At 63.5% G+C, this 21,904-nt stretch carries 17 protein-coding genes, 1 rRNA gene and 1 riboswitch; of the genes, 8 read left to right on the top strand and 10 right to left on the bottom strand.

Annotated features, from left to right (window positions below; genetic code table 11):
- Nucleotides 1-6 precede the first annotated feature (6 nt).
- The gene (locus JJE66_RS06395; protein ID WP_200513237.1) at nt 7-780 is read left to right on the top strand and encodes a 1-acyl-sn-glycerol-3-phosphate acyltransferase; all 774 of its coding nucleotides are present in this window, start codon (nt 7-9) and stop codon (nt 778-780) included.
- Here JJE66_RS06395 and JJE66_RS06390 read toward each other — a convergent pair.
- The gene (locus tag JJE66_RS06390) at nt 777-1,388 is read right to left on the bottom strand and encodes a gamma-glutamylcyclotransferase (RefSeq protein WP_200513236.1); all 612 of its coding nucleotides are present in this window, start codon (nt 1,386-1,388) and stop codon (nt 777-779) included. The two genes, JJE66_RS06395 and JJE66_RS06390, sit on opposite strands and share 4 nt — an antisense overlap.
- A gap of 110 nt (nt 1,389-1,498) precedes the next feature.
- On the opposite strand from JJE66_RS06390, the gene JJE66_RS06385 reads away from it, so the two are divergent.
- Complete coding sequence (locus tag JJE66_RS06385) at nt 1,499-2,683, top strand: DUF2125 domain-containing protein (protein WP_200513235.1); 1,185 nt, start codon at nt 1,499-1,501, stop codon at nt 2,681-2,683.
- A 104-nt stretch (nt 2,684-2,787) separates the two neighbouring features.
- Here JJE66_RS06385 and JJE66_RS06380 read toward each other — a convergent pair whose 3' ends face one another.
- Genes JJE66_RS06380 through JJE66_RS06370 form a run of 3 tightly spaced genes read right to left on the bottom strand, consistent with a single transcriptional unit; the run spans nt 2,788 to nt 5,699 of the window.
- The gene (locus JJE66_RS06380; RefSeq protein WP_200513234.1) at nt 2,788-3,723 is read right to left on the bottom strand and encodes a prephenate/arogenate dehydrogenase family protein; all 936 of its coding nucleotides are present in this window, start codon (nt 3,721-3,723) and stop codon (nt 2,788-2,790) included.
- Complete coding sequence (locus JJE66_RS06375) at nt 3,720-4,814, bottom strand: histidinol-phosphate transaminase (protein WP_200513233.1); 1,095 nt, start codon at nt 4,812-4,814, stop codon at nt 3,720-3,722. The genes JJE66_RS06380 and JJE66_RS06375 overlap by 4 nt, the downstream gene beginning before the upstream one ends.
- 36 nt (nt 4,815-4,850) lie before the next feature.
- Nucleotides 4,851-5,699 carry a chorismate mutase gene (locus tag JJE66_RS06370; RefSeq protein ID WP_200513232.1) on the bottom strand — a complete coding sequence of 283 codons (849 nt, stop codon included), beginning with the start codon at nt 5,697-5,699 and terminating at the stop codon, nt 4,851-4,853.
- Nucleotides 5,700-5,904: 205 nt separating this feature from the next.
- Nucleotides 5,905-5,984: riboswitch (SAM riboswitch) on the top strand.
- 91 nt (nt 5,985-6,075) lie between these two features.
- On the opposite strand from JJE66_RS06370, the gene JJE66_RS06365 reads away from it, so the two are divergent.
- The 3 genes from JJE66_RS06365 to JJE66_RS06355 all read left to right on the top strand — a co-directional run bounded on the left by JJE66_RS06365 (nt 6,076) and on the right by JJE66_RS06355 (nt 8,501).
- The gene (locus JJE66_RS06365; RefSeq protein WP_200513231.1) at nt 6,076-7,278 is read left to right on the top strand and encodes a homoserine O-acetyltransferase; all 1,203 of its coding nucleotides are present in this window, start codon (nt 6,076-6,078) and stop codon (nt 7,276-7,278) included.
- A gap of 15 nt (nt 7,279-7,293) precedes the next feature.
- Complete coding sequence (metW, locus tag JJE66_RS06360) at nt 7,294-7,959, top strand: methionine biosynthesis protein MetW (RefSeq protein ID WP_200513230.1); 666 nt, start codon at nt 7,294-7,296, stop codon at nt 7,957-7,959.
- 92 nt (nt 7,960-8,051) lie between these two features.
- A complete protein-coding gene (locus JJE66_RS06355; protein WP_200513229.1) occupies nt 8,052-8,501 on the top strand; it encodes a YHS domain-containing (seleno)protein in 450 nt (149 codons plus the stop codon).
- 98 nt (nt 8,502-8,599) lie between these two features.
- Here JJE66_RS06355 and JJE66_RS06350 read toward each other — a convergent pair whose 3' ends face one another.
- Together JJE66_RS06350 and JJE66_RS06345 are read right to left on the bottom strand one after the other, a co-directional pair.
- Nucleotides 8,600-10,480 carry an adenylate/guanylate cyclase domain-containing protein gene (locus JJE66_RS06350; RefSeq protein WP_200513228.1) on the bottom strand — a complete coding sequence of 627 codons (1,881 nt, stop codon included), beginning with the start codon at nt 10,478-10,480 and terminating at the stop codon, nt 8,600-8,602.
- Between the two features lie 240 nt (nt 10,481-10,720).
- Entirely contained in the window at nt 10,721-11,584 is an 864-nt protein-coding gene (locus tag JJE66_RS06345; protein WP_200513227.1) for an alpha/beta fold hydrolase, read from the bottom strand.
- Nucleotides 11,585-11,788: 204 nt separating this feature from the next.
- On the opposite strand from JJE66_RS06345, the gene JJE66_RS06340 reads away from it, so the two are divergent.
- The gene (locus JJE66_RS06340; protein WP_200513226.1) at nt 11,789-12,445 is read left to right on the top strand and encodes a TIGR02594 family protein; all 657 of its coding nucleotides are present in this window, start codon (nt 11,789-11,791) and stop codon (nt 12,443-12,445) included.
- A 154-nt stretch (nt 12,446-12,599) separates the two neighbouring features.
- On the opposite strand, the gene JJE66_RS06335 is transcribed toward JJE66_RS06340, so the two are convergent.
- The gene (locus JJE66_RS06335; protein WP_200513225.1) at nt 12,600-13,403 is read right to left on the bottom strand and encodes an MOSC domain-containing protein; all 804 of its coding nucleotides are present in this window, start codon (nt 13,401-13,403) and stop codon (nt 12,600-12,602) included.
- A 247-nt stretch (nt 13,404-13,650) separates the two neighbouring features.
- Between JJE66_RS06335 and clpB the strand changes: the two genes are divergently transcribed.
- The gene (gene clpB, locus JJE66_RS06330; protein WP_200513224.1) at nt 13,651-16,290 is read left to right on the top strand and encodes an ATP-dependent chaperone ClpB; all 2,640 of its coding nucleotides are present in this window, start codon (nt 13,651-13,653) and stop codon (nt 16,288-16,290) included.
- A gap of 77 nt (nt 16,291-16,367) precedes the next feature.
- Here clpB and JJE66_RS06325 read toward each other — a convergent pair whose 3' ends face one another.
- From JJE66_RS06325 to JJE66_RS06315, 3 genes are all read right to left on the bottom strand, one after another.
- On the bottom strand, nt 16,368-16,628 hold the full coding sequence (locus JJE66_RS06325) for a hypothetical protein (protein WP_200513223.1): 261 nt from the start codon (nt 16,626-16,628) through the stop codon (nt 16,368-16,370).
- Between the two features lie 186 nt (nt 16,629-16,814).
- Nucleotides 16,815-17,177: an SPW repeat protein gene (locus tag JJE66_RS06320; RefSeq protein WP_200513222.1), complete on the bottom strand. Its 363-nt coding sequence runs from the start codon at nt 17,175-17,177 to the stop codon at nt 16,815-16,817.
- Nucleotides 17,178-17,335: 158 nt separating this feature from the next.
- Nucleotides 17,336-19,414 (bottom strand): M23 family metallopeptidase, encoded by a 2,079-nt coding sequence (locus JJE66_RS06315; protein WP_200513221.1) that lies wholly within the window; start codon nt 19,412-19,414, stop codon nt 17,336-17,338.
- Nucleotides 19,415-20,405: 991 nt separating this feature from the next.
- Here JJE66_RS06315 and JJE66_RS06310 point away from each other — a divergent pair.
- Nucleotides 20,406-21,894: ribosomal RNA gene (locus tag JJE66_RS06310) — 16S ribosomal RNA — on the top strand.
- Nucleotides 21,895-21,904: the final 10 nt, after the last annotated feature.

Below are 21,904 nucleotides of genomic sequence, written 5' to 3'. Positions count from 1 at the left end.
TCGTCGATGTTCCTGATTTTTCTGCGTTCGCTCGTCTTCAACGTGCTGTTCTACGCCGTGCTGGTGTGCCTCGCGATCGTGGCATTGCCGACCTTCGCGTTGCCGCCGCGCGCCATGTTGACGATCGCCGGATGGTGGGCGAAGGCGACGCTGGTCCTGATGCGCGTGGTCTGCAACATCAAGGTGGAATTTCGCGGTGTCGACAAGATCCCGCAGGAGCCGCTGGTGGTCGTGGCGAAGCACCAGTCGTTCTGGGAGACCTTCGCGCTGCTGCCTTTCTTCGATCGCCCGATCTTCATTCTCAAACGGCAGCTCGTGAACATTCCTGTGTTCGGCCAGTTCCTGATCAAGACGGGCATGATCGCGATCGACCGCGGTGCCGGCGTCAAGGCGCTGCTGGACATGACGCGGCGCGCCCGCGAGGCCGTGCGCTCGGGCCGCCAGTTGGTGATCTTCCCCGAAGGCACGCGACGTCCTCCCGGCGCGCCGCCCGACTACAAGACCGGTTTCGCGCAGATTTATTCCACCTGCGGCGCACCCTGTCTGCCGATCGCCCTGAACTCCGGCCTGTTCTGGCCGCGGCGTACCTTCATGCGTTATCCCGGCACGCTAGTGGTGGAATTCCTGGATCTCCTGCCACCGGGGTTGCCGAAGGACGAGTTCCTGGCCCGGGTCGAAACCGCGATCGAGGACGCGACCGGTCGCCTCGTCGAGGCCGGACGGAAAGAGCAGGAACAGTTGATCGGCGCCGCGCCGAGCTACGCGGCCTCGGGCAGTTAGCGGCTGTCTCTATTTTCGTCGGGAGCCGGCGCATGCAGCGAATGCGCGTCGCCATGCAGCATCGTGGCGAGCTGATGCAATTGCGTGTCGCGAAAACCTTCGGCCTCGATCGCCTTCACGGTTGCCGTCACATAGTCGCGGTTGGCACCGGATTGGCCGTGGCCCTGGAGCACATGGCGGTGCTGGTCGGCGAGCGACAGTCGGCCGGCATATTGCACATGGCCGCGGTCAACGACATAAGCGAGCGCGGAGACGCGCTGTCGCGCGTCGTTCTCCAGCCACACCGAGCGCATCACCTCGCGATAGACCGACGTCACCTGCTCGCGGGCCCGCAAATAGGCGACGACGTCGGCACGGTCCTTTTCAGCGACGCGGAAGGCGATGCCGCGGCAGGCGCCGCCGCGGTCGAGCCCCAGCACCAGGCCCGGCTGCTCCGGCGTGCCGCGATGCACGAAGGAATAGACGCAAAGCGCGCGGTGCTCGCCGACAAGCCGGGCAGGAACGCGCTCCTCGAACGCAAAGCCCGGCCGCCACATCAGCGAGCCGTAGCCGAACACCCAGAGGTCGCCCTTGGCTGATGTGACAGTGGGAAGGGTGATTTCCGACATTTCGGGCACGGCTAGCAGAACCGCGCGCGCAAGCGAAGCGAATTCTCCGCCTTTCGTCGCAGGCGAACCTCGCTTACATTTGACAAAATCTGGGGTCAAAGGGTCGCCGCATGTCCGATATGACCATTGCCACAGGCCGCCGCTCCCGTTGGGGCATTTTCATCGCACCCGTTCTCCTCCTGATCCTTGCGGTCGCCTGGAGCGGCTTCTGGTTCTATGCGGCGTCGCAGGCCGAGGTGGCCGCAGACGCCTGGCGCGCGCAGGAAGCCAAATCCGGCCGCATCTATGACTGCGCCAAGCGCTCGATCGCGGGATTCCCGTTCCGCTTCGAGGTCCAGTGTTCCGGGGCCAGCGTCGCGCTGGTTTCGCAGAATGCGAGCAAGACGCCGTTCACCGCCAAGCTCGACAACATCCTGGTCGTCGCCCAGGTCTACGATCCCAGGCATGTCATCGCCGAATTCTCCGCGCCGGCAACGCTAACCGACGGCGTCACGCAAAACACCTTCGTGGTGAACTGGAGCAAGGGCCGCAGCAGCGTGATTGGGTTGCCGGCCATCCCGGAGCGCGCCTCCATCGTGTTCGACGATCCCAGCATCAATCGCGTCGATGGCTCGGTGCAGGTGCCGCTCGCGCGCGCCAAGCAGATCGAGCTGCACGGGCGTCTCGCCGACGGATCGTCATCCGATCATCCCGTGATCGAGACCGTGCTCCAGATCGCGCAGGGCAGCATCCAGGGCGTTCATCCGCTGCTCGCCGAACCGTTCGACGCCGACACGCGCGCGAAGATCACCGGGCTCTCCGACCTGACCCCAAAGCCCTGGCCGCAGCGCTTTCGCGAGATCCAGGCCGCCGGCGGCCATATCGAGATCGTACAGTCGCGGATCCAGCAGGGCGAGATGATCGCGGTCGCCGCCGGCACGCTCGGACTCTCGGCCAATGGTCGATTGGATGGCGAATTGCAGATGACCGTGACTGGGCTCGAGCGCGTGATCCCGGCGCTCGGCATCGAGAAGATGCTGGAGGAGGGCGTGCCGCAGGCAACGCTCGATCGCGTCGCGCCCGGCGTGAAGTCGCAGGATCTCAACAATCTCTTTGGCGCGCTCGACCGCGCCGTTCCCGGCCTCGGCAAGGTCATCAAGCAGAACGCCAACGCCGGCGTCGCCGCCGGCATCAATTCGATCGGCACCGAGAGCACGCTCGAAGGCAAGAAGGCCCGCAGCTTTCCGCTGAAGTTCGTCGACGGCGCCGTGCTGCTCGGCCCGGTCAAGGTCGGCCAGATTCCGCCGCTGTATTAGCTAGACTAGCTCCCGTAGCCCGGATGGAGCAGCGTAATCCGGGTTCTTGGCCAAGCTCGCACTGTCCCGGATTTCGCTGCGCTCCATCCGGGCTGCTCGCGAAGCTATGGCTTCGTCAGCGCCGCATGCGGCCGGCCAAAGTCGGGTGCCGCCGAATCCTGGCCGATCTCGACGATGCCGCGGCGGATGGCGCGGGTGCGGGTGAAGTGGTCGAACAGCGCTTCGCCGTCGCCGCGGCGGATCGCGCGGGTGAGCTTTGCGAGATCCTCGGTGAAGGTGCCGAGCATCTCCAGCACGGCGTCCTTGTTGGCGAGGAAGACGTCGCGCCACATCGTCGGATCGGAGGCCGCGATGCGGGTGAAGTCGCGGAAACCGCCGGCGGAGAATTTGATCACCTCCGATTCCGTCACCTGCTGCAGCTCGTCGGCGGTGCCGACGATCGTATAGGCGATCAGATGCGGCAGATGGCTGGTGATCGCGAGCACGAGATCATGATGATCCGGCGTCATCACCTCGACCTTGGCGCCCATCGCCGCCCAGAAGGCGCGTAAGTGCGCGGTGGCTTCGGCATCGACACCTTCCGGCGGCGTCAGGATGCACCAGCGGTTGATGAAGAGCTCGGCGAAGCCGGAATCCGGCCCCGAATGTTCGGTACCCGCGACCGGATGCGCCGGTACGAAATGAACCGTTTTCGGCAGATGCGGCGCCATGTCCCTGACGATCGCGCCCTTCACCGAGCCGACGTCGGAGACGATTGCGCCGGGCTTGAGATGCGCGGCGATCTCCTGCGCCACGGGCCCGCAAGCGCCGACGGGAATGCAGAGGATGACGAGATCGGCATCCTTCACCGCTTCCGCATTGGTCGCCAGGACCCGATCGACGATGCCGAGCTCGAGCACCCGCGCGCGCGTCTTTTCCGAACGTGCGGTGGTGACGATCTCGCCAGCCAAGCCCTGGAGCTTCGCAGCGCGCGCGATCGAGCCGCCGATCAGGCCGAAGCCGATCAGCGCGACGCGCTGGAAGTGCGGGTCAACACTCATTTGCCGGCCATGAAGTCGCGAAGGCCGTCGACGACGAGGCGGTTGGCCTCCTCGGTGCCGATGGTCATGCGCAGCGCATGCGTGAGGCCGTAATTCTTCAGCCCGCGCAGCACGAGGCCTCGCTTGGTGAGATACGCGTCGGCCGCATCCGCGGTTTTGCCGGATTCCGGAAAGTGGATCAGCACGAAATTGGCGACGCCCGGGGTCACCTTCAGTCCGAGCTTGCCGATCTCCTCGGTGAGCCAGTTGCGCCAGGTCTCGGTGAACTGCTTCGACATCGCCTGGTGCGCGGTGTCCTCGATCGCGGCGACTGCGGCATACATCGCCGGCGTCGACACGTTGAAGGGACCGCGGATGCGGTTGACGGCGTCGATTATGTGCTCGGGGCCGAACATCCAGCCGACGCGCAGCGCGGCCAGACCGTGGATCTTGGAGAAGGTGTGCGTCACCACCGTATTCTCGGTGGTGGCGACGAGCTCGATCCCCATCTCGTAGTCGTTACGAGACACGTAGTCGGAATAGGCGGCGTCGAGCACCAGCAGCACATGCGACGGCAGGCCGGCGCGCAGGCGCTTGACCTCGTCGAACGGGATATAGGTGCCGGTCGGGTTGTTGGGGTTGGCGAGCCAGACCAGCTTTGTCCGCGGCGTCACCGCCTTGAGGATGGCGTCCACGTCGCAAGTGAGGTTTGTCTCGGCCGCGATCACGTTCTTGGCGCCGACCGCCATGGTCGCGATCGGGTACACCAGGAAGCCGTGCGTGGTCGAGATCGCCTCGTCGCCGTGGCTGAGATAGGTGTGGGCGAGCAGATTGAGGATCTCGTCGGAGCCGGCGCCGCAGATGATGCGGTTGGGGTCGAGCCCGAAGGAGCGGCCGATCGCCTCGCGCAGCACGCGCGAGGTTCCTTCGGGATAGTCTTCCAGATGATCCGCGACGTGCTTGAAGGCCTCGATCGCCTTGGGCGAGGGTCCGAACGGCGTCTCGTTGGCCGAGAGCTTGAACACCTTGCGGCCCGGCTCCGCGACCGGGCTCTTGCCGGGCGTGTAGGGCGCAATATCGAGAATGCCGGGATTCGGCACGGGGCGGGACATCTTCAACTCCGAAAGTGGCTTCAAGCGGTTCGCGATCTACGATTTCGACCCGGTCGGGGGCACCGTATAGCGCGTTGCGTGGCTGCCGACGAGGGCCGTGGAGCGCACCGAGGCCCCCGCTTCGATCAGGGCAGCCTTGATTTTGTCGATGCTGGTGGCGCCCGTCACCGAGATCAGCAAGGCCGCGCCGTCGAAGGCGGTATCGGGCACCGCCACGATCTCGGCGAGCGGCGACAGGGCGCGTGCGACGTCGGCGTTCCACCCTGATACGCGCACGCTGAAGGTTTCGACCTCCGTCACCACGGCGCTGTCGGCGACGCGCGAGATCGCGAACACCGGCAGTGCGGCCGGATGGTCGGCACGCTCCACGAAGGGCAGCCGCGCGATGATCTTCGGCGCGCCGTCTGCTTCCAGCTCCAGCCACCATGGCGTGCGGCTCGAGGTCGCCGAGACCAGCGCCAGATCGCCCTTGGATTTCGCGACGGCTTCGACCGCGGCCTGCGCGCTGAAATGCGCGACGTAAGGAACCGTGAAGCCAAAATGGAAGCGCACGGAATCGCGCATCGCCGGCTCGCTCACAGAGATGTCGGCATGCACCGAGAACGGCGCCTGGACATAGGTGAAGGTCGAGATGATGACGCGCCAGATGCTCTCGACCGTGTCGAGCGGCAGGATGCCGCGATGACGCTGCACGATGTCGCGCATCATGGAAGCCTCGCGCGCCGGACGGAACGCGGAGCCGACCTCCTGGGTCTGCTTCACCTGGATCAGGCGGTCGATGATGTCGCCGCGCTGCATCAGCAGGCGATGCATGCCCTCGTCGATCGCGTCGATCTCCTTGCGCAATTCCTGGAGCGATGGTGGCGCGGGTGGACGTTGGGACATATCTGATAAGGGCTGTTGAGAGGCGTTCCAGGGCGGACCGACCCGGAGACGGGTTGCTACGATCGATGTCCTGATTAGGCAGTCGGGGCCGCGAAAGCAAAGAGAAATGCAGAGCGAAATTGGCCCCTTCTCCGCTGAGGGCGCAGAGACGAATTTGGTTAATCCGGACCGCGGCTTGACGAAAACAGCCCAGGCCGATAGGATTCGCCCGTTCCGTGGTCATTTGAGCCGGCCGGCTTGCAGCCACGTTAAAAAACTCGCTAAACAGGCCGGGGACGCTTTCGATCCCGGCCGAACCTATCGTTCAGGCCGGGTTTTTTATGGCCTGATGTCAGTAGCGGTCTGAAGTCCGATCGCAAACGAGGTCGATGGTCAGATGGTTGGCGTCAAATCGATTCCGAGTCCCGCGATCAGTGCCGACGATCGGTCGCATGAGGTGGATCATCCGAGCTCGCCGGTAGCGCATTTCGGTGCCGATCAGCCGCTGCGGCTCGATTGCGGCGTCGATCTCTCGCCGTTTCAGATCGCTTACCAGACCTATGGCGAGCTCAATGCGGATCGCTCCAACGCGATCCTGATCTGCCATGCGCTGACGCTCGATCAGCACGTCGCCAATGTGCATCCGCTGACCGGCAAGCCGGGTTGGTGGGAAATCATGGTCGGCCCCGGCCGCCCGCTCGATACCGACAAGTATTTCATCATCTGCTCGAACGTGATCGGTGGCTGTATGGGCTCGACCGGCCCGGCCTCGACCAATCCGGCGACCGGCAAGGTGTGGGGGCTGGATTTCCCGATCATTACGATTCCCGACATGGTGCGGGCGCAGGCCATGCTGCTCGACCGCCTCGACATCGACACGCTGCTCTGTGTTGTCGGGGGCTCTATGGGCGGGATGCAGGTGCTGCAATGGACTGCGGCCTATCCGGAACGCGTGTTCTCCGCACTTCCGACCGCGTGCAGCACGCGCCATTCGGCGCAGAACATCGCGTTCCACGAGCTTGGCCGGCAGGCGGTCATGGCCGACCCGGATTGGCACGGTGGGCGCTATGTCGATCAGGCAACGCATCCGCATCGCGGCCTCGCGGTGGCGCGGATGGCCGGGCATATCACCTATCTTTCGGACGCGGCACTGCATCGCAAGTTCGGACGGCGCATGCAGGACCGCGAGCTGCCGACCTTCTCGTTCGACGCCGACTTCCAGGTCGAGAGCTATCTGCGTTACCAGGGCTCGTCCTTTGTCGAGCGCTTCGACGCCAATTCCTATCTCTATCTGACCCGCGCGATGGACTATTTCGACATCGCCGGCGACCATGGCGGCGTGCTGGCGAAAGCGTTCGCAGGCATCGAGACGCGCTTCTGCGTGGTCTCCTTCACCAGCGACTGGCTGTTCCCGACCTCTGAATCGCGCGCACTGGTCCATGCGTTGAACGCGTCGAGCGCGCGAGTGTCGTTCGCCGAGATCGAGACCGATCGCGGCCATGACGCGTTCCTGCTCGACGTGCCCGAATTCTTCGACATCTCCCGCGCCTTCCTGCAATCGGCGGGCAAGGCACGCGGGCTCACCGGCAAGAACGGCTGACAAGGACGGCTAGCGATGTCTGTACAGGAAATGCTGCCGCTCGATGGCCTCGCCTCGGAGCAATCCGGCCCATTTCGCGCCGACCATCTGCTGGTCGCCGAGATGGTCAAGCCGGGCTCGAAAGTGCTCGACGTCGGCTGCGGTGACGGCGATCTGCTTCAGTTGCTGGAGACCCGCGGCATCGATGGTCGCGGTATCGAATTGTCGCGCGAGGGCGTCAACCGCTGCGTGGCAAAAGGCCTCGCGGTGGTGCAGGGCGACGCCGACACCGATCTCGTCAACTATCCCGACGACGCCTTCGATTACGTGATCCTGTCGCAGACGCTGCAGGCGACGCGGCAGCCCAAGGTCGTGCTGGAGAACCTCCTGCGCATCGGCCGCCGCGCCATCGTGTCGTTCCCCAATTTCGGCTTCTGGAAGATGCGGCTCCAGCTCCTGGTCGGCGGCCACATGCCGCGCACGGAGAATTTGCCGGCAAGCTGGTACGACACCGCCAACATCCATTTCTGCACCATCAAGGACTTCGTCGAGCTCTGCGACGCCATCGGCGTCAAGATGGAACGCGCCGAAGCCCTCGACCTCTACGGCCGTCCGCTGCGGCTGCGATTGCCCTGGTGGGTGTGGAATCTGTTCGGCGAGCAGGGCGTTTTTCTGCTGAGCCGCGGCGGGAGGAAGTCATAGCCGCCTCGAACCGGTCCGGTTGCCGGAGTTCACAGAGGATCACGGCCCGTGCTAGGTTGAGTTAGGTGGACAGGGCTTTTGGGGGAGCAAGCATGGACGAATTGGCACGTCGGTCTTTTGTCGCGGCGGTCCTCGGGGCCGTGTTCTTTGGCGGCCCAGCCGTGGCACAGAACACGACGGCGGGGGGCGTCACGCGCGTCGCGCTCAAGGGGTACGATCCCGTGTCGTATTTCACGGACGGCGTACCACAACAAGGCTCGGCCGAATTCACGTTCGCTTTTGACGACACCACCTATTGGTTCAAGAGTGCCGAACACCGTACCACATTTGCGGCGGACCCCGAGCATTACGCACCGCAGTTTGACGGTTTCTGCGCCGTGCTACTCTCACGCGGCCGCAAGGTGGAAGCCGACCCGGAAGCTTGGACCATCAACAATGGCAAGCTGTACGTGTTTTCCGGAAAACGCGGAGTGCTGAGCTTCAACGAACGTCCGATCGATATAGCCCAAAGGGCCGGCGAAAATCTGAAACAACTTCGCTAGAGAATGATCCGGAAAGGTGTGAAGCGGTTTTCCGGATCATGCTCAAACGACAACCTAAAGCGCGATGACGATCTATCCTGATCTCATCGCGCTTTAGACTAGAGCCCCGCCTTCTTGAGTGCGGCAACGAGTTTCCCCTGCAATTCCGGTTTGCGGAGCAGTGTGCCGAACTCGGCGCTGTCGAAGCGCGCGTCGAGCCGCCGCACTGTCTCGGCTTGCCGGGCGGCGTCCGGCTGCCGCCCGGCTTGCGCGTAGGCGGCCGCCAGGATCGCATTGGTGTAAGGATCGGTCTTGTTGCGTTCGATCGAGCCTTCGAGCGTGCGGATGGCGTCGTCATTGCGATCCGCCAGGACATACGCGGTGCCGAGAATGAACGTGTCGTTCGCCGAGGCGATGAGTCCCAGCTTGCCCGAGATCTCGAAGTTTTTCACCGCTCCCTCGACATCGCCGGACCACAGCAGCGCCGTCGCCAATCCGGCATAGCTGGCCGGATCGCTGCTGTTCAACTCGACCGCGCGCCGCATCTCGTCCAGCGCCCGGTCGTAATCCGCATACCGGATGTAGATGCTTCCAAGCAGCGAGTGAGCGCCGGCGCTGGTCGAGTCGATCGCGGTTGCCTTCTGGCCGAGACTCGCGGCGCGCTGCAGGGCGGCATCAGGGTCGGCGGTCCATCCCTGCGTGACGGCGTTCAGCTCGACCCGGCCGAGGCCGACGTAAGCCGGGCCATAACCGGCATCGAGCTCGATCGCCTGCTTGAACAGCGCGCGCGCCTGCGAGTTCGCCGTGCGGTTGACGCGGCTGAGAAGATCGCGGCCGCGCAGAACCGCATCGTAAGCTTCCATATTGCTTGGTGGCTTGGTCGCAGCCTTGGCCAGCTCCAGGTTGGTCAATCTGCCTGCCAGCGTTCCCGCGATGCGCCGCGTGATCTCGTCCTGCACCGAGAAGACCTCGTTCGGCGCCACATCGTAATTCTCCGACCACAGCAGGGCGCCGCCTCTGGCGTCGGTCAGACGAATCGAAATGCGCATGCGCTCGGGGCTGCGGCGGACGCTGCCTTCCACGATATAGCGCACGTCGAGATCGCGGCCGATTTCATCGGGGCGCGGCGTCTTGCCTTTGTAGGCGAACGTGGCATTGCGCGAGCGGACGATGAATTCCGGAAATCGCCCGAGTGCCGAGATCAAATCTTCGGTCAGGCCATCGGCGAAATAGTCCTCCTTGCCGGCATCCGCCAGCGTCACCAAGGGCAGCACCGCGATCGATGGACGCGCAGCCGATGGCATCAGCGTGCTGGCGACTTGCACGGATGACGGCGCGCGCATTGCCCACCAGGCTGTCGTGGCGGCCACGCCGAGCAGTAGCACCAGCGCGCCTGCCACCAGTGCGCCACGGCGCGACCTCGGCGACGCAATGCGGCCGGCCGACAGTTCGGGAGCCTCGGCGATTGCCTGTGGTGACAGGGCGAAGACGCGCACGGGGCGGGCAATGTTCTTGACCTGCTGCTCGCCGCCGTCCACAAACCTCAGCGGCAGCTTGCCGCGGACCTGATCGCAGGCAATCTCCGAGACGCACAGGCCACCCGGTTCGCAGATCGATTCCAGACGGGCCGCGATATTCACGCCGTCGCCGAAGATGTCCTTTTCGTCGATGATGATATCGCCGATATTGATGCCAATGCGGAAAACAATTCGCTTATCGTCCCCGATGTCACCATTGCGCCGGATCATGCCGCGCTGAATCGTGACGGCGCAGGCCACTGCATCGACGACGCTTGGAAAATCCACCAGCAAGCCGTCGCCCATGGTCTTGACGATGCGCCCGCCGTGCGCGGCGATGGTGGCGTCGACGAGGTCCTTGCGGACGGACTTGATGGCACGCAAAGTGCCGACTTCATCCAGTCCCATCAGCCGGCTGTAACCGACGATATCTGCCGCCAAAATCGCGGCAAGTTTACGCTCAACGTGCTCGTGCTTTCCCAAGGACAAACTTTCATCGAAGCAATGATATTGAGGTTATCTTATCCCGAAAAATCCGCACCGGTGCGAAATAAGTGTCGTCGGTTTCCGGGCCGGGGTGAGGTCCGCGGGCGTCGTTCTGCGGCTCGCATAGGTTCGTCGGCCTGGACGCCGGTTGTCGGCCCGGCCTTCGTGGACCTCATGATGTCCGTTTCCGCGTCCCGGCTACGGCGAAGCGGCCATCGGGATGGAAGAGGAAGTGACCTAATTGGCCGCCACCGACCGCGGATCGCGCACCGGCCACCGTCCCGCTTCGACCAGCCTCACGAACCGCTCCACCGTCTCGTTGAACAGCGCCGGCTCTTCGAGATTGAGCACGTGGCCGGACTTCGGAAACATCGCGAGCCCCGCCGCTGGCAGATGCTTCTTCAGGAACAGGCTCGGAGCGATGCAGGGATCGTCCTCGTCGCCGCAGATGATCAGCGCCGGCGTTGCTACCTGCTTGATCGCGTCCGTCATCGCAAAGATCGACGGGCGGCCGCCCTGGAAGCCGCGCATGGTATTGGCCGAGCCTTTTGCATCATGCCGCGACAGCGCGGCGTAGAAATCGGCGTGACCACGCGGGTCCTTGACCATGAACGGAATCCGGCTCGGCGCCTCGCGCGTGACTTTTGCGACCTCGGCGGAGCCGAGGGTCTCGAACTGCTCGGCATTGGCGCGGCATTGCTTGCGCCAGGCGTCGAGGTTCTCGATCTCCGAACCTGAGCCGACGCCGGCGAGCGTCATCGACAGTGCGCGCTGCGGCGCGTTCAATCCGATCTGAAGCGATGAATAGGCGCCCATCGAGAGGCCGACGAGATGCGCGCGCTCGATCTTGAGATGATCGAGCACCGCGAGAGCGTCGGTGTAGAAGTGTTGGTAGGTGTAGACCTCGCCCGCTGGTACGTCCGACGGTGTGTAGCCGCGTGCGGAATAAGTGATGCAGCGGTGGCCGCGCGAGAAGTAGCGCATCTGCGGCTCCCAATTGGTGTAGTCGGCCGCGAACTCGTGCAGAAAAAGTATCGGCGTTCCCTGACCCGCCTCTTCGAAATAGATGCGGACGTCGTCCCAGGTCGTGGCGTGGGGCATTAACTGTTTCCCTCTCTTCAAGCCGTGACTTCAGGATCGCAGTTAATGCTGTTGTCCGCAATGCGGCAGCATCAACACAAAATCATCGCAGCTATTCGCCGGCGCGGCGTCTTTTTCTCGCCACATCGGACGGCTTAACGGCCAGACGGATGTCGGCCACCGCACGGGCCGACTGGGAAGTGGGGTGTCAACGAAGGATGAAGAATGTTCGAGTTGTTTGCGTCTCGCCTGTCGCGTCGTGTGATCGCGCTGGCGATCTTCTTCGCGGCGATTGCCGCGTTGGTTTCTCCGGCCTCAGCGCGGCCGCATCATCGTCATAGCGCGGAGCGGCACGCTTACGTGCATCACGCCAGACATCATCATTATCGCCACCATGCACGCGGATCGCGCTTCGAGCGCAGCGCGGCGCAGTTGCAGGCGGGCGGCTTTGCCCACACGCAGGCGAGCTACAATCCCAACGCCAATAGCGGTGGCATGGCCAATAGCGGCATGGCTGCAAGCGGTGGCTTCGGTGGTGGATCTGGTCTCGTCTCAGAGGCGCGCCGCTATCTCGGCGGCAATCCGACCGGCCGCGGCAGCCTGTGGTGTGCGCGCTTCATGAACATGGTGCTGCAGCACACCGGCCATCAGGGCACCGGCTCCGACATGGCGAGCTCGTTCGCACGTTACGGCACGCGTGTCTCCGGTCCGCAGGTCGGCGCCATCGCGGTGATGGGACGGCGCGGCGGCGGCCATGTCGGTATCATCACCGGCATCGACGCGCAGGGTAATCCGATCATGATCTCCGGCAACAACGGCAACCGCGTCCGCGAGGCGCCGATCTCGCGCGGCCGGATCTATGCGTATGTGATGCCGAATTAGGGTAGCGGTGCGTAGGGTGGGTTAGCTCGCGGTCGCGCGAAGCGCGGTCCGTGGGCGTAACCCACCTCTTTGGTCGCCGCGGTGGCAGAAGTGGTGGGTTACGCGGAGCGGATCGCGCCTTGCGCATCCGTTCCGCTAACTCACCCGACGAAGCTCACACCAGCTTCGGCGCGTCCACCGCAATCGCATCCCCGACACCGATCTCACCGTCGGCGATCACCTCGGCATAGATGCCGCAATCCATGTGGCCGAGACGGCGCGAGAGCGTGGGCGGGATTTCGAGATCGCGCGCGGCGGTCTCGGGGTCGACGTTCGTGGCTGCGCAGCGCTTGATGCGCTTGACCACCTTCAGCCGGGCTTGCCCGATCGCGAGGGTCTGGCCGACGAGGTCGAGCTCGGACCAGGCCGGCCAGCCCTGGACGTAGAGATTGGCGCGGAAGCGCAACGGATGGACGGCCGCCCCGCCGAGCAGGGCCTCGAGCGCGCGGACGCTGCCGAGATTGATGATGGACACGACCTTGCTGGCGACGTCGGAAAAGCTGTGGTCGCGACCGGACAGCAGCTTAGGCGGCCCCGTCAGCTCCGGCTGAAAGTTTTCGGTGAAGTAATCCTCGATGGCGGAGCGTCCGGCGGCGGTCTCGAGATCGCCGCTGGCAACGACCTGGCCACCCTTGCGGATGGTCAGCAGATTGGTGGGGTCCTCGAACCGGCTCTCGAGCGACGCCAGCCGCTCATTGCGCATCAGCATCAGGAATTGGGTCTTGGGCATCCATGAGGGCGCCTCGGGATCGAACCCGCTCGGGCCGTTCTCGATGGCGTATCGGCGGTCGGCGGGCAAGGTCTCCCCTCGCCGCAAGGAGACGCGGGGCAGGGGCTCCGGCGACAGGCCCTTGATCGGGTAGCGGTAGAGGCCGGTGATCTCGGCGGTCTGGCTGGATGTCGTTGCACTGGATGTCATAAGTTGCTCCTTAGGGGATTCGGCGGGTCGGCGCCAAGTGCGTCAGTTGACGCACGAAATTGTGAACTCACCTCTTCCGATCCGAGGCCACGCTTCCCACATCTGGCTCGGGCCGGCGTCAGCGCCGGCTGATTGATGACGACCGTTGCTGGTTGACGAAAGTCAACGCACCCAGCGGAAACCCAATGAAGATGCCGTTTGGAGTGCCTGAGAGGGCTCCAGGGGCAGGCCGAGGGAAAGAAAAGACATGAACATCGACAAATATACCGAACGATCCAGGGGCTTCGTCCAGTCCGCGCAGTCGCTTGCGGTGCGCGAGGGGCATCAGCAGTTTTCGACCCTGCACGTCCTGAAAGTGCTGCTGGACGACAACGAGGGCTTGGCTTCCGGCCTGATCGACCGCGCCGGCGGCAATTCCCGCGCAATTCTGAAGGCGACCGAGGACGCCCTCAACAAGGTGCCGAAGGTCAGTGGCGGTGGCGCCGGCCAGATCTATCTGGCGCCTGAGCTCGCCCGTACCTTCGACGCCGCCGAGAAGGCCGGCGAGAAAGCCGGTGACAGCTTTGTCACGGTCGAGCGGCTGCTGCTCGGCCTCACGCTGGAGAAGACCAGCGACGCCGGCGCGATCCTGGCCAAGGGCGGTGTCACTCCGCAAAATCTCAACGCGGCCATCGAGGCGCTGCGCAAGGGCCGCACCGCGGATTCCGCGACCGCGGAAAACGCCTATGACGCGCTGAAGAAATATGCCCGCGACCTGACCCAGGCGGCGCGCGACGGCAAGCTCGATCCGGTCATCGGCCGCGACGAGGAGATCCGCCGCACCATCCAGGTGCTGTCGCGCCGGACCAAGAACAACCCCGTCCTGATCGGTGAGCCCGGCGTCGGCAAGACTGCCATCGCCGAAGGACTTGCTCTGCGCATCGTCAACGGCGACGTGCCCGAGAGCCTCCAGGACAAGAAGCTGCTGTCGCTCGACCTCGGCGCGCTGATTGCGGGTGCAAAATACCGTGGCGAGTTCGAGGAGCGGCTGAAGGCCGTGCTTCAGGAAGTCACCGCGAGCGACGGCAATTTCATCCTGTTCATCGACGAGATGCACACGCTGATCGGCGCGGGCAAGGGCGACGGCGCGATGGACGCCTCCAACCTGCTCAAGCCGGCGCTGGCCCGCGGCGAGCTGCACTGCATCGGCGCCACCACGCTCGACGAATACCGCAAGCACGTCGAGAAGGACGCGGCGTTGGCGCGGCGCTTCCAGCCGATCTTCGTCAGCGAGCCCTCGGTCGAGGACACGATCTCGATCCTGCGCGGGCTGAAGGACAAGTACGAGCAGCACCATGGTGTGCGGATCACCGATTCCGCGCTCGTGGCGGCCACGACGCTGTCCAACCGCTACATCACCGACCGTTTTCTCCCGGACAAGGCGATCGACCTCATGGACGAGGCGGCTGCGCGGCTGAAGATGCAGGTGGATTCCAAGCCGGAAGAGCTGGATTCGCTCGACCGCGAGATCATCCGGCTCAAGATCGAGCAGGAAGCGCTCAAGAAGGAGAGCGACCTCGGCTCCAAATCCCGCCTCGAGACGCTCCAGAAGGAACTCGCCGAGCTCGAGGAGAAATCTGCGGCGCTGACGGCGCGCTGGAGTTCGGAGAAGAACAAGCTCTCCAACGCCCAGAAGCTGAAGTCCGAGCTCGACGCCCTGCGCGTCGATCTCGCCGACGCGCAGCGGCGCGGCGAATTCCAGAAAGCTGGCGAACTGGCCTATGGCCGGATCCCGCAGCTCGAGAAGCAGCTGGCCGACATCGAGGCGCGCGAAGGCTCCGGCGAGATGATGGAGGAGGCGGTCACCGCCAACCACATCGCGCAGGTGGTGTCGCGCTGGACCGGCGTGCCCGTCGACAAGATGCTGGAGGGCGAGAAAGAGAAGCTCCTCAAGATGGAGGAGCAGCTCGGACAGCGCGTGGTCGGCCAGGCCGAGGCCGTGCGCGCGGTCGCGACCGCCGTGCGCCGTTCGCGTGCAGGCCTGCAGGATCCGCACCGGCCGACCGGCTCGTTCATGTTCTTAGGCCCCACTGGCGTCGGCAAGACCGAGCTGACGAAAGCGCTCGCCGAGTACCTCTTCAACGATGAGACCGCGATGGTTCGCCTCGACATGTCCGAGTACATGGAGAAGCACTCGGTCTCGCGGCTGATCGGCGCGCCTCCGGGCTATGTCGGTTACGACGAGGGCGGTGCGCTCACCGAAGCGGTGCGGCGCCGGCCTTATCAGGTGGTGCTGTTCGACGAGATCGAGAAAGCGCATCCGGACGTCTTCAACGTCCTGTTGCAGGTGCTCGACGACGGCCGCCTGACCGACGGCCAGGGCCGTACCGTCGATTTCCGCAACACGCTGATCATCATGACCTCGAACCTCGGTTCGGAATTTTTGGTGAATCAACCGGAGGGTGAAGACACGTCCGCCGTGCGTGAGCAGGTGATGGGGATGGTGCGGGGACATTTCAGGCCTGAGTTCCTGAACCGCGTCGACGAGATCATCCTGTTCCATCGTTTGCAGAGGAGCGAGATGGGGCGGATCGTCGAGATCCAGTTCGCGCGGCTCCAAAAGCTTCTGACCGATCGCAAGATCGTGCTGACGCTCGATGCCGCTGCGCGCGACTGGCTCGCCGTCAAGGGCTGGGATCCCGCCTACGGCGCAAGGCCGCTGAAGCGGGTGATCCAGCGTTACGTCCAGGATCCGCTCGCCGAGATGATTCTGGCCGGCGACATCAAGGACGGCGATGCGGTCGCAATCTCGGCCGAAGGCAATGTGCTGACCTTCAACGGCAAGGCGCCGCAGACCGCGGAGATTGCCCAGTTCGAGGCGCCGGTGTCGAAGCGCAAGCTGAACTGATCTCGCAGCCGCTACAGACAATCAGTTGCTCCGGAGGGGTCCCTCCGGAGCAATCTGTTCGCGGGCCATATGGCTAGCTAGCTCGCCTTGGGAGCCAGATTCGAGTCGGTGTCCTCGTCTCCGTTCTCTTCGAACTCCGAGAGGATATCCACGAGGTCGCGCGCCCGGCCGTGCGCAAGCGGACGGAGATCGTTGATCAGCGGCTCGTCATTGGCGAGCCAGGCCTTTGCCTCGGCAAGCTCATCGACGGTCGCGCCGGTGCCGATGATCTTCGCGATCGTGACATCGTCCGCGCCGCTGATCGCATTGATGACGTCGTCGCGTGAAATGCGCTTCATGGTTCGGCCTCCTCTTGGCTGCTCACCTTGGAATCGACCAGGGCAATCGGGATGACCATCGATCGGAGCGACCTTTCTGATCGTGCGGGCGTCGGCGCCTTCGTCGGGCGATCGACAAACTTGTTCGATCTTGTTCTATCTGGCCCCCGCCCGCGCAGCGCACGCGAGGGCCAGTTGCTCCATCTGCTAACCGCTCGCGGTCAGCCGTGGCGGGTTCTGGGACATCATCCAGAGCTCGATGGCGGCGAGTGCGGCGACGGCAATGCCGACCACCACGTGGATCGTCATCGCGGTCCTGTTACCCTGGAACCCGAGGACCCAGGGCGCTATCAGCGTCCAAAGGCCAACGATCAGGTTCAGCCATTCTTCCCACACCGCGAAGGCCGCAAGCGCCGCGATCGCCAGGATCGCGATTGCGATGCCCGCAACATAGGCGTTCCGGGAAGCTGCTCCGGCGTCGAAACCGAACATCCAGGGCGAAGCGAACAGGAATGCGCCGAGGACCAGGTTTGCGACGTCGCACCATTTTGCGTTCGTCCAATTCTCCATGGCAGACTCCGTTAAGCCCCTGCCTCGTGGTCAAATAACCGGGCGGCGCCCCGTCGGGTTCCCAGGAGTTCCGGCAAAATTGAGCGGAAGAGGAGCGGGCGGTGCGCTGGTCGCGATGACCGAAGGTGCCGCGCCGATCGCGGCCAGCCCTTACCGGTTTACCGGTTCGTCACCTGCAACGGCCCGCCTGTCGCATCCGACATTCGCGCAATCGCGCCGTTGCGGCCGCTCATCATGCCGTCGAGCCGGTCGCGCTCCTTTTCGAAGCCGGCGAGCATCGGACCTTCCAGCGAACGGCCGCGCGGCAGTTTCACGCGCATCGGGTCGACGAAGCGGCCGTTGACGAGGATTTCGTAGTGCACATGGGGGCCGGTCGACTGGCCGGTTGAGCCGACGAAGCCGATGACCTGGCCCTGCCGCACCTTCTTGCCGGGCTCCATGCCTTTGGCGAAGGCCGACATGTGGCCGTAGGCGGTCTCGTAGCCGTTGTTATGCTTGATGCGGACGTATTTGCCGTAGCCGCCTTCGAGCTGGGCCTTCTCGATCACGCCGTTGCCGGCGGCAAAGATCGGCGTGCCGTAGGCGGTGGCCCAGTCGACGCCGGTGTGCATCTTGATGTAGCCGAGGATCGGATGGCGGCGGCCGCCGAAGCCGGAGCGCATGATGGCGCTGTTGACGGGCTTGCGGACCAGGAACTTCTTCGCGCTCTTGCCGGTCTCGTCATAGTAGTCGACGACGCCGTCGTCCGGGCTCTGGTAGCGATAATATTTCTTGGTCTCGCCGCCGACCGTGAGCGAGGCGAACAGCACTTCGCTCTTGTCGACCGCCGCCGAGCCCTCGTCCTCGCCGGCGTAGAACACGTCGAACGAGTCGCCCGGCGCGACCTTGCGCTGGAAATCGACGTCGTAGGAGTAGATCTTGATCATGTCGTCGATGACCGGCATCGGCACTTTGTTGCGCATCGCGGTCTCGTAAATGCTCTGGTAGAGCCGCACGCCGGTGCCGTCGTCGTCGTCATCATCGTCGCTGTTGGCGTTGGCCGTGGCCTCAGTGACGGTGTTCATGCTGGAGACGTCGACCGCGACGTATTTGCCGAGATCGGACAGCGCTGCGATCGCCTCGACCGTGGTGTCGTTGGCGACGACGACGCGATAGGGCTGCAGCCTGGCGCCGGGGCTTGCGGGCGCCATCAGGATGCGAAGCTTCTCGCCTTCCTTGATGCCGCCGTCGCGACCGCGCGGGCCGAGCGTGGCGGCGATTGCCTTGATTTCGTCCGGCGTGGCGCCGAGATCGCGCAGCACGGAAGAGACCGAGTCGCCCTTCTTGACGACATGGATGCGCTCGCCGTTGGGGTTGCCCCCGGTGATCTGCTCCTTGGTCTTGGGCAGCAGCGTGACGTTTTCCGGCACCACGCGGGTCTCGAAGCCGGCATAGGGATCGGACGGCGACACTTCGCTGGCGTAGGCGCTTCTGATGTCGGACTTGTTGATATCGGATTTACCGGTGGCGCCGGAGACGTCGGCTGCGGCATTGGCGAGCGAGGCGTAGCGCACCCCGCCATTGCCGCGCCAATTGGCGGCATCGCGCACCCGCATCAGGATGTCGTCGAGCGCGACCACCGCGGATATCTTAGCCTTCGGCAGTATCGGCGAGAGGTCCTTGGTGACGAAGGAGACCTCGGCGTCGGGCTCGACGGCCTCGGGATTGTTCGGATCGTCGGCGGCGGTCTTCGGATCGGAGCCGACGTCGGTGAGCAGACGCTGCGCGTTGAACGGCGGGATCTTCGCCGACAGGTCGCTTGTCGTCATCGACAGATTGCCGGCGATCCGGATGAAGGGGCGCACGCGCATCACGTCGCGGTTGCCGACACGCGCCACCGTCGAGACGCGGACGATGTTGCGCGAGGCGGTGGAGTCGCTCGGCGGCGGCAGGCGGTCGCTCTTGTGCAGGGTGGCGGTGCGATCGGCGGTGCCGAATGCACCACGCAGCGCGCCTTCGACCCGCTCAGGAACCTTGGCGAAGGTCATTTCGCCATCGAGAGATGCGAAAACGGCGCCGCCGATCAGGGCCGCGCCGCAGAGTCCCGTCAAAATTGTGCCGCTGAACCATTGCACCGAGACGCGACGGCGATCGATGACGGCGGCCTCGGAACCATCGACCGACAGCGGCGGCTCGTGGCCGAGATCGATGATCCCGGTCTCACGCCCGTAAGCGCCGCGTGACGTCCTCTGGTTCAATCCAAGTCCCCCAATCAACGACCCGAGACCCCTTCGCTTCGTGCCACTCCCTGGTCGCCCTCTTGAGGGGGATCGCGGAAAAAGCCGTGCCGCACAGGTGCTCGCGCTCAGTAGGCCCCGGATGAGGGCCCGGCCGAAATTACGAACAGCAAGGCAGGTGAAGGTCTCTCGATGTGTTTCGAATGTCCGAAGAAGGCCGCGTCATCATCAGATCGCCTTCTCTGAACCCCATGAAAATCGCCGGCAGCCCCCACTGGCATCCCCGCGATTCAAGCTTGTGTCTTATCAGAACGCCGCGGGATTGTGGCTCTAGTACGGCGCCTAACATGGAAAAAGTTTCCTGAACGACCGGGCGCAGAGGGCTTGGCCAGAGCGGCGTCGCAAGCCGCTTCCGGAGCCCCTCTGGAGCGCACTGAGGCCCAAATTTTTTTCAGATTTTTTGCCGCGCCGTTTCGCCCCGCTCAATCACCGTCGCTCTAATCGACTGGAATCATTGAAATTTTTACGCCAATCCACTGTGCGACGTTTTGTTGACGATGGGCGTTGACAATCCCGGGCGGGGGGGCCTATAACCCGACCACTGAGCGCGGCGCCGCCGGGTCACTGACCAAGGCGAGCGAACGCGCCACTGATGCTCCTCACCTCGTTGAGTGCACAACAGCCGACACAAATCGGTTGGAGTTCATTCGTCGCCGGTAAGGGTGTCGGAACCCTTCCAGTCTGGAAGGTTGGGGCCTCCTGGTCCCGGGCTGTTTGACAAGTGAAGATGAAGAAAGAGAAACGTGGACGGCGGAGTCCTTGCGGGTCTCGCATTTAGAAAGCTTCGGCTTTTTGGATCGGGACCGGACGAAAGACTTCGGCGGTACACGTTTTCAAGGAAACACCATCGTTGCCAGCGATGTGAATCGCGGGCAGCAACGTCGACTTCGGTCGATGAAAAAATGGTGGGACCTCGTCAAACGTTGTGATCAGCCGGTTCAAAGTTCAAGTCCAACTTGAGAGTTTGATCCTGGCTCAGAGCGAACGCTGGCGGCAGGCTTAACACATGCAAGTCGAGCGGGCGTAGCAATACGTCAGCGGCAGACGGGTGAGTAACGCGTGGGAACATACCTTTTGGTTCGGAACAACACAGGGAAACTTGTGCTAATACCGAATAAGCCCTTACGGGGAAAGATTTATCGCCGAAAGATTGGCCCGCGTCTGATTAGCTAGTTGGTAGGGTAATGGCCTACCAAGGCGACGATCAGTAGCTGGTCTGAGAGGATGATCAGCCACATTGGGACTGAGACACGGCCCAAACTCCTACGGGAGGCAGCAGTGGGGAATATTGGACAATGGGGGCAACCCTGATCCAGCCATGCCGCGTGAGTGATGAAGGCCCTAGGGTTGTAAAGCTCTTTTGTGCGGGAAGATAATGACGGTACCGCAAGAATAAGCCCCGGCTAACTTCGTGCCAGCAGCCGCGGTAATACGAAGGGGGCTAGCGTTGCTCGGAATCACTGGGCGTAAAGGGTGCGTAGGCGGGTTTTTAAGTCAGGGGTGAAATCCTGGAGCTCAACTCCAGAACTGCCTTTGATACTGAAGATCTTGAGTCCGGGAGAGGTGAGTGGAACTGCGAGTGTAGAGGTGAAATTCGTAGATATTCGCAAGAACACCAGTGGCGAAGGCGGCTCACTGGCCCGGTACTGACGCTGAGGCACGAAAGCGTGGGGAGCAAACAGGATTAGATACCCTGGTAGTCCACGCCGTAAACGATGAATGCCAGCCGTTAGTGGGTTTACTCACTAGTGGCGCAGCTAACGCTTTAAGCATTCCGCCTGGGGAGTACGGTCGCAAGATTAAAACTCAAAGGAATTGACGGGGGCCCGCACAAGCGGTGGAGCATGTGGTTTAATTCGACGCAACGCGCAGAACCTTACCAGCCCTTGACATGTCCAGGACCGGTCGCAGAGATGTGACCTTCTCTTCGGAGCCTGGAACACAGGTGCTGCATGGCTGTCGTCAGCTCGTGTCGTGAGATGTTGGGTTAAGTCCCGCAACGAGCGCAACCCCCGTCCTTAGTTGCTACCATTTAGTTGAGCACTCTAAGGAGACTGCCGGTGATAAGCCGCGAGGAAGGTGGGGATGACGTCAAGTCCTCATGGCCCTTACGGGCTGGGCTACACACGTGCTACAATGGCGGTGACAATGGGACGCTAAGGGGCAACCCTTCGCAAATCTCAAAAAGCCGTCTCAGTTCGGATTGGGCTCTGCAACTCGAGCCCATGAAGTTGGAATCGCTAGTAATCGTGGATCAGCACGCCACGGTGAATACGTTCCCGGGCCTTGTACACACCGCCCGTCACACCATGGGAGTTGGTTTTACCTGAAGACGGTGCGCTAACCAGCAATGGAGGCAGCCGGCCACGGTAGGGTCAGCGACTGGGGTGAAGTCGTAACAAGGTAGCCGTAGGGGAACCTGCGGCTGGATCACCTCCTTTCTAAGGATGA

The sequence above is a fragment of the Bradyrhizobium diazoefficiens genome (genome assembly GCF_016612535.1).
GTDB lineage: Bacteria > Pseudomonadota > Alphaproteobacteria > Rhizobiales > Xanthobacteraceae > Bradyrhizobium > Bradyrhizobium diazoefficiens_C.
This window is presented reverse-complemented; position numbering and strand designations above follow the sequence as displayed.

Excerpts from the sequence above, each read along its gene's own strand:
- JJE66_RS06395 (WP_200513237.1), top strand. The coding sequence starts at position 7 with ATGTTCCTGATTTTTCTGCGTTCGCTCGTCTTCAACGTGCTGTTCTAC.
- JJE66_RS06390 (WP_200513236.1), bottom strand. The coding sequence starts at position 1,388 with ATGTCGGAAATCACCCTTCCCACTGTCACATCAGCCAAGGGCGACCTC.
- JJE66_RS06385 (WP_200513235.1), top strand. The coding sequence starts at position 1,499 with ATGTCCGATATGACCATTGCCACAGGCCGCCGCTCCCGTTGGGGCATT.
- JJE66_RS06380 (WP_200513234.1), bottom strand. The coding sequence starts at position 3,723 with ATGAGTGTTGACCCGCACTTCCAGCGCGTCGCGCTGATCGGCTTCGGC.
- JJE66_RS06375 (WP_200513233.1), bottom strand. The coding sequence starts at position 4,814 with ATGTCCCGCCCCGTGCCGAATCCCGGCATTCTCGATATTGCGCCCTAC.
- JJE66_RS06370 (WP_200513232.1), bottom strand. The coding sequence starts at position 5,699 with ATGTCCCAACGTCCACCCGCGCCACCATCGCTCCAGGAATTGCGCAAG.
- JJE66_RS06365 (WP_200513231.1), top strand. The coding sequence starts at position 6,076 with ATGGTTGGCGTCAAATCGATTCCGAGTCCCGCGATCAGTGCCGACGAT.
- metW (WP_200513230.1), top strand. The coding sequence starts at position 7,294 with ATGTCTGTACAGGAAATGCTGCCGCTCGATGGCCTCGCCTCGGAGCAA.
- JJE66_RS06355 (WP_200513229.1), top strand. The coding sequence starts at position 8,052 with ATGGACGAATTGGCACGTCGGTCTTTTGTCGCGGCGGTCCTCGGGGCC.
- JJE66_RS06345 (WP_200513227.1), bottom strand. The coding sequence starts at position 11,584 with ATGCCCCACGCCACGACCTGGGACGACGTCCGCATCTATTTCGAAGAG.
- JJE66_RS06340 (WP_200513226.1), top strand. The coding sequence starts at position 11,789 with ATGTTCGAGTTGTTTGCGTCTCGCCTGTCGCGTCGTGTGATCGCGCTG.
- JJE66_RS06335 (WP_200513225.1), bottom strand. The coding sequence starts at position 13,403 with ATGACATCCAGTGCAACGACATCCAGCCAGACCGCCGAGATCACCGGC.
- clpB (WP_200513224.1), top strand. The coding sequence starts at position 13,651 with ATGAACATCGACAAATATACCGAACGATCCAGGGGCTTCGTCCAGTCC.
- JJE66_RS06325 (WP_200513223.1), bottom strand. The coding sequence starts at position 16,628 with ATGAAGCGCATTTCACGCGACGACGTCATCAATGCGATCAGCGGCGCG.
- JJE66_RS06320 (WP_200513222.1), bottom strand. The coding sequence starts at position 17,177 with ATGGAGAATTGGACGAACGCAAAATGGTGCGACGTCGCAAACCTGGTC.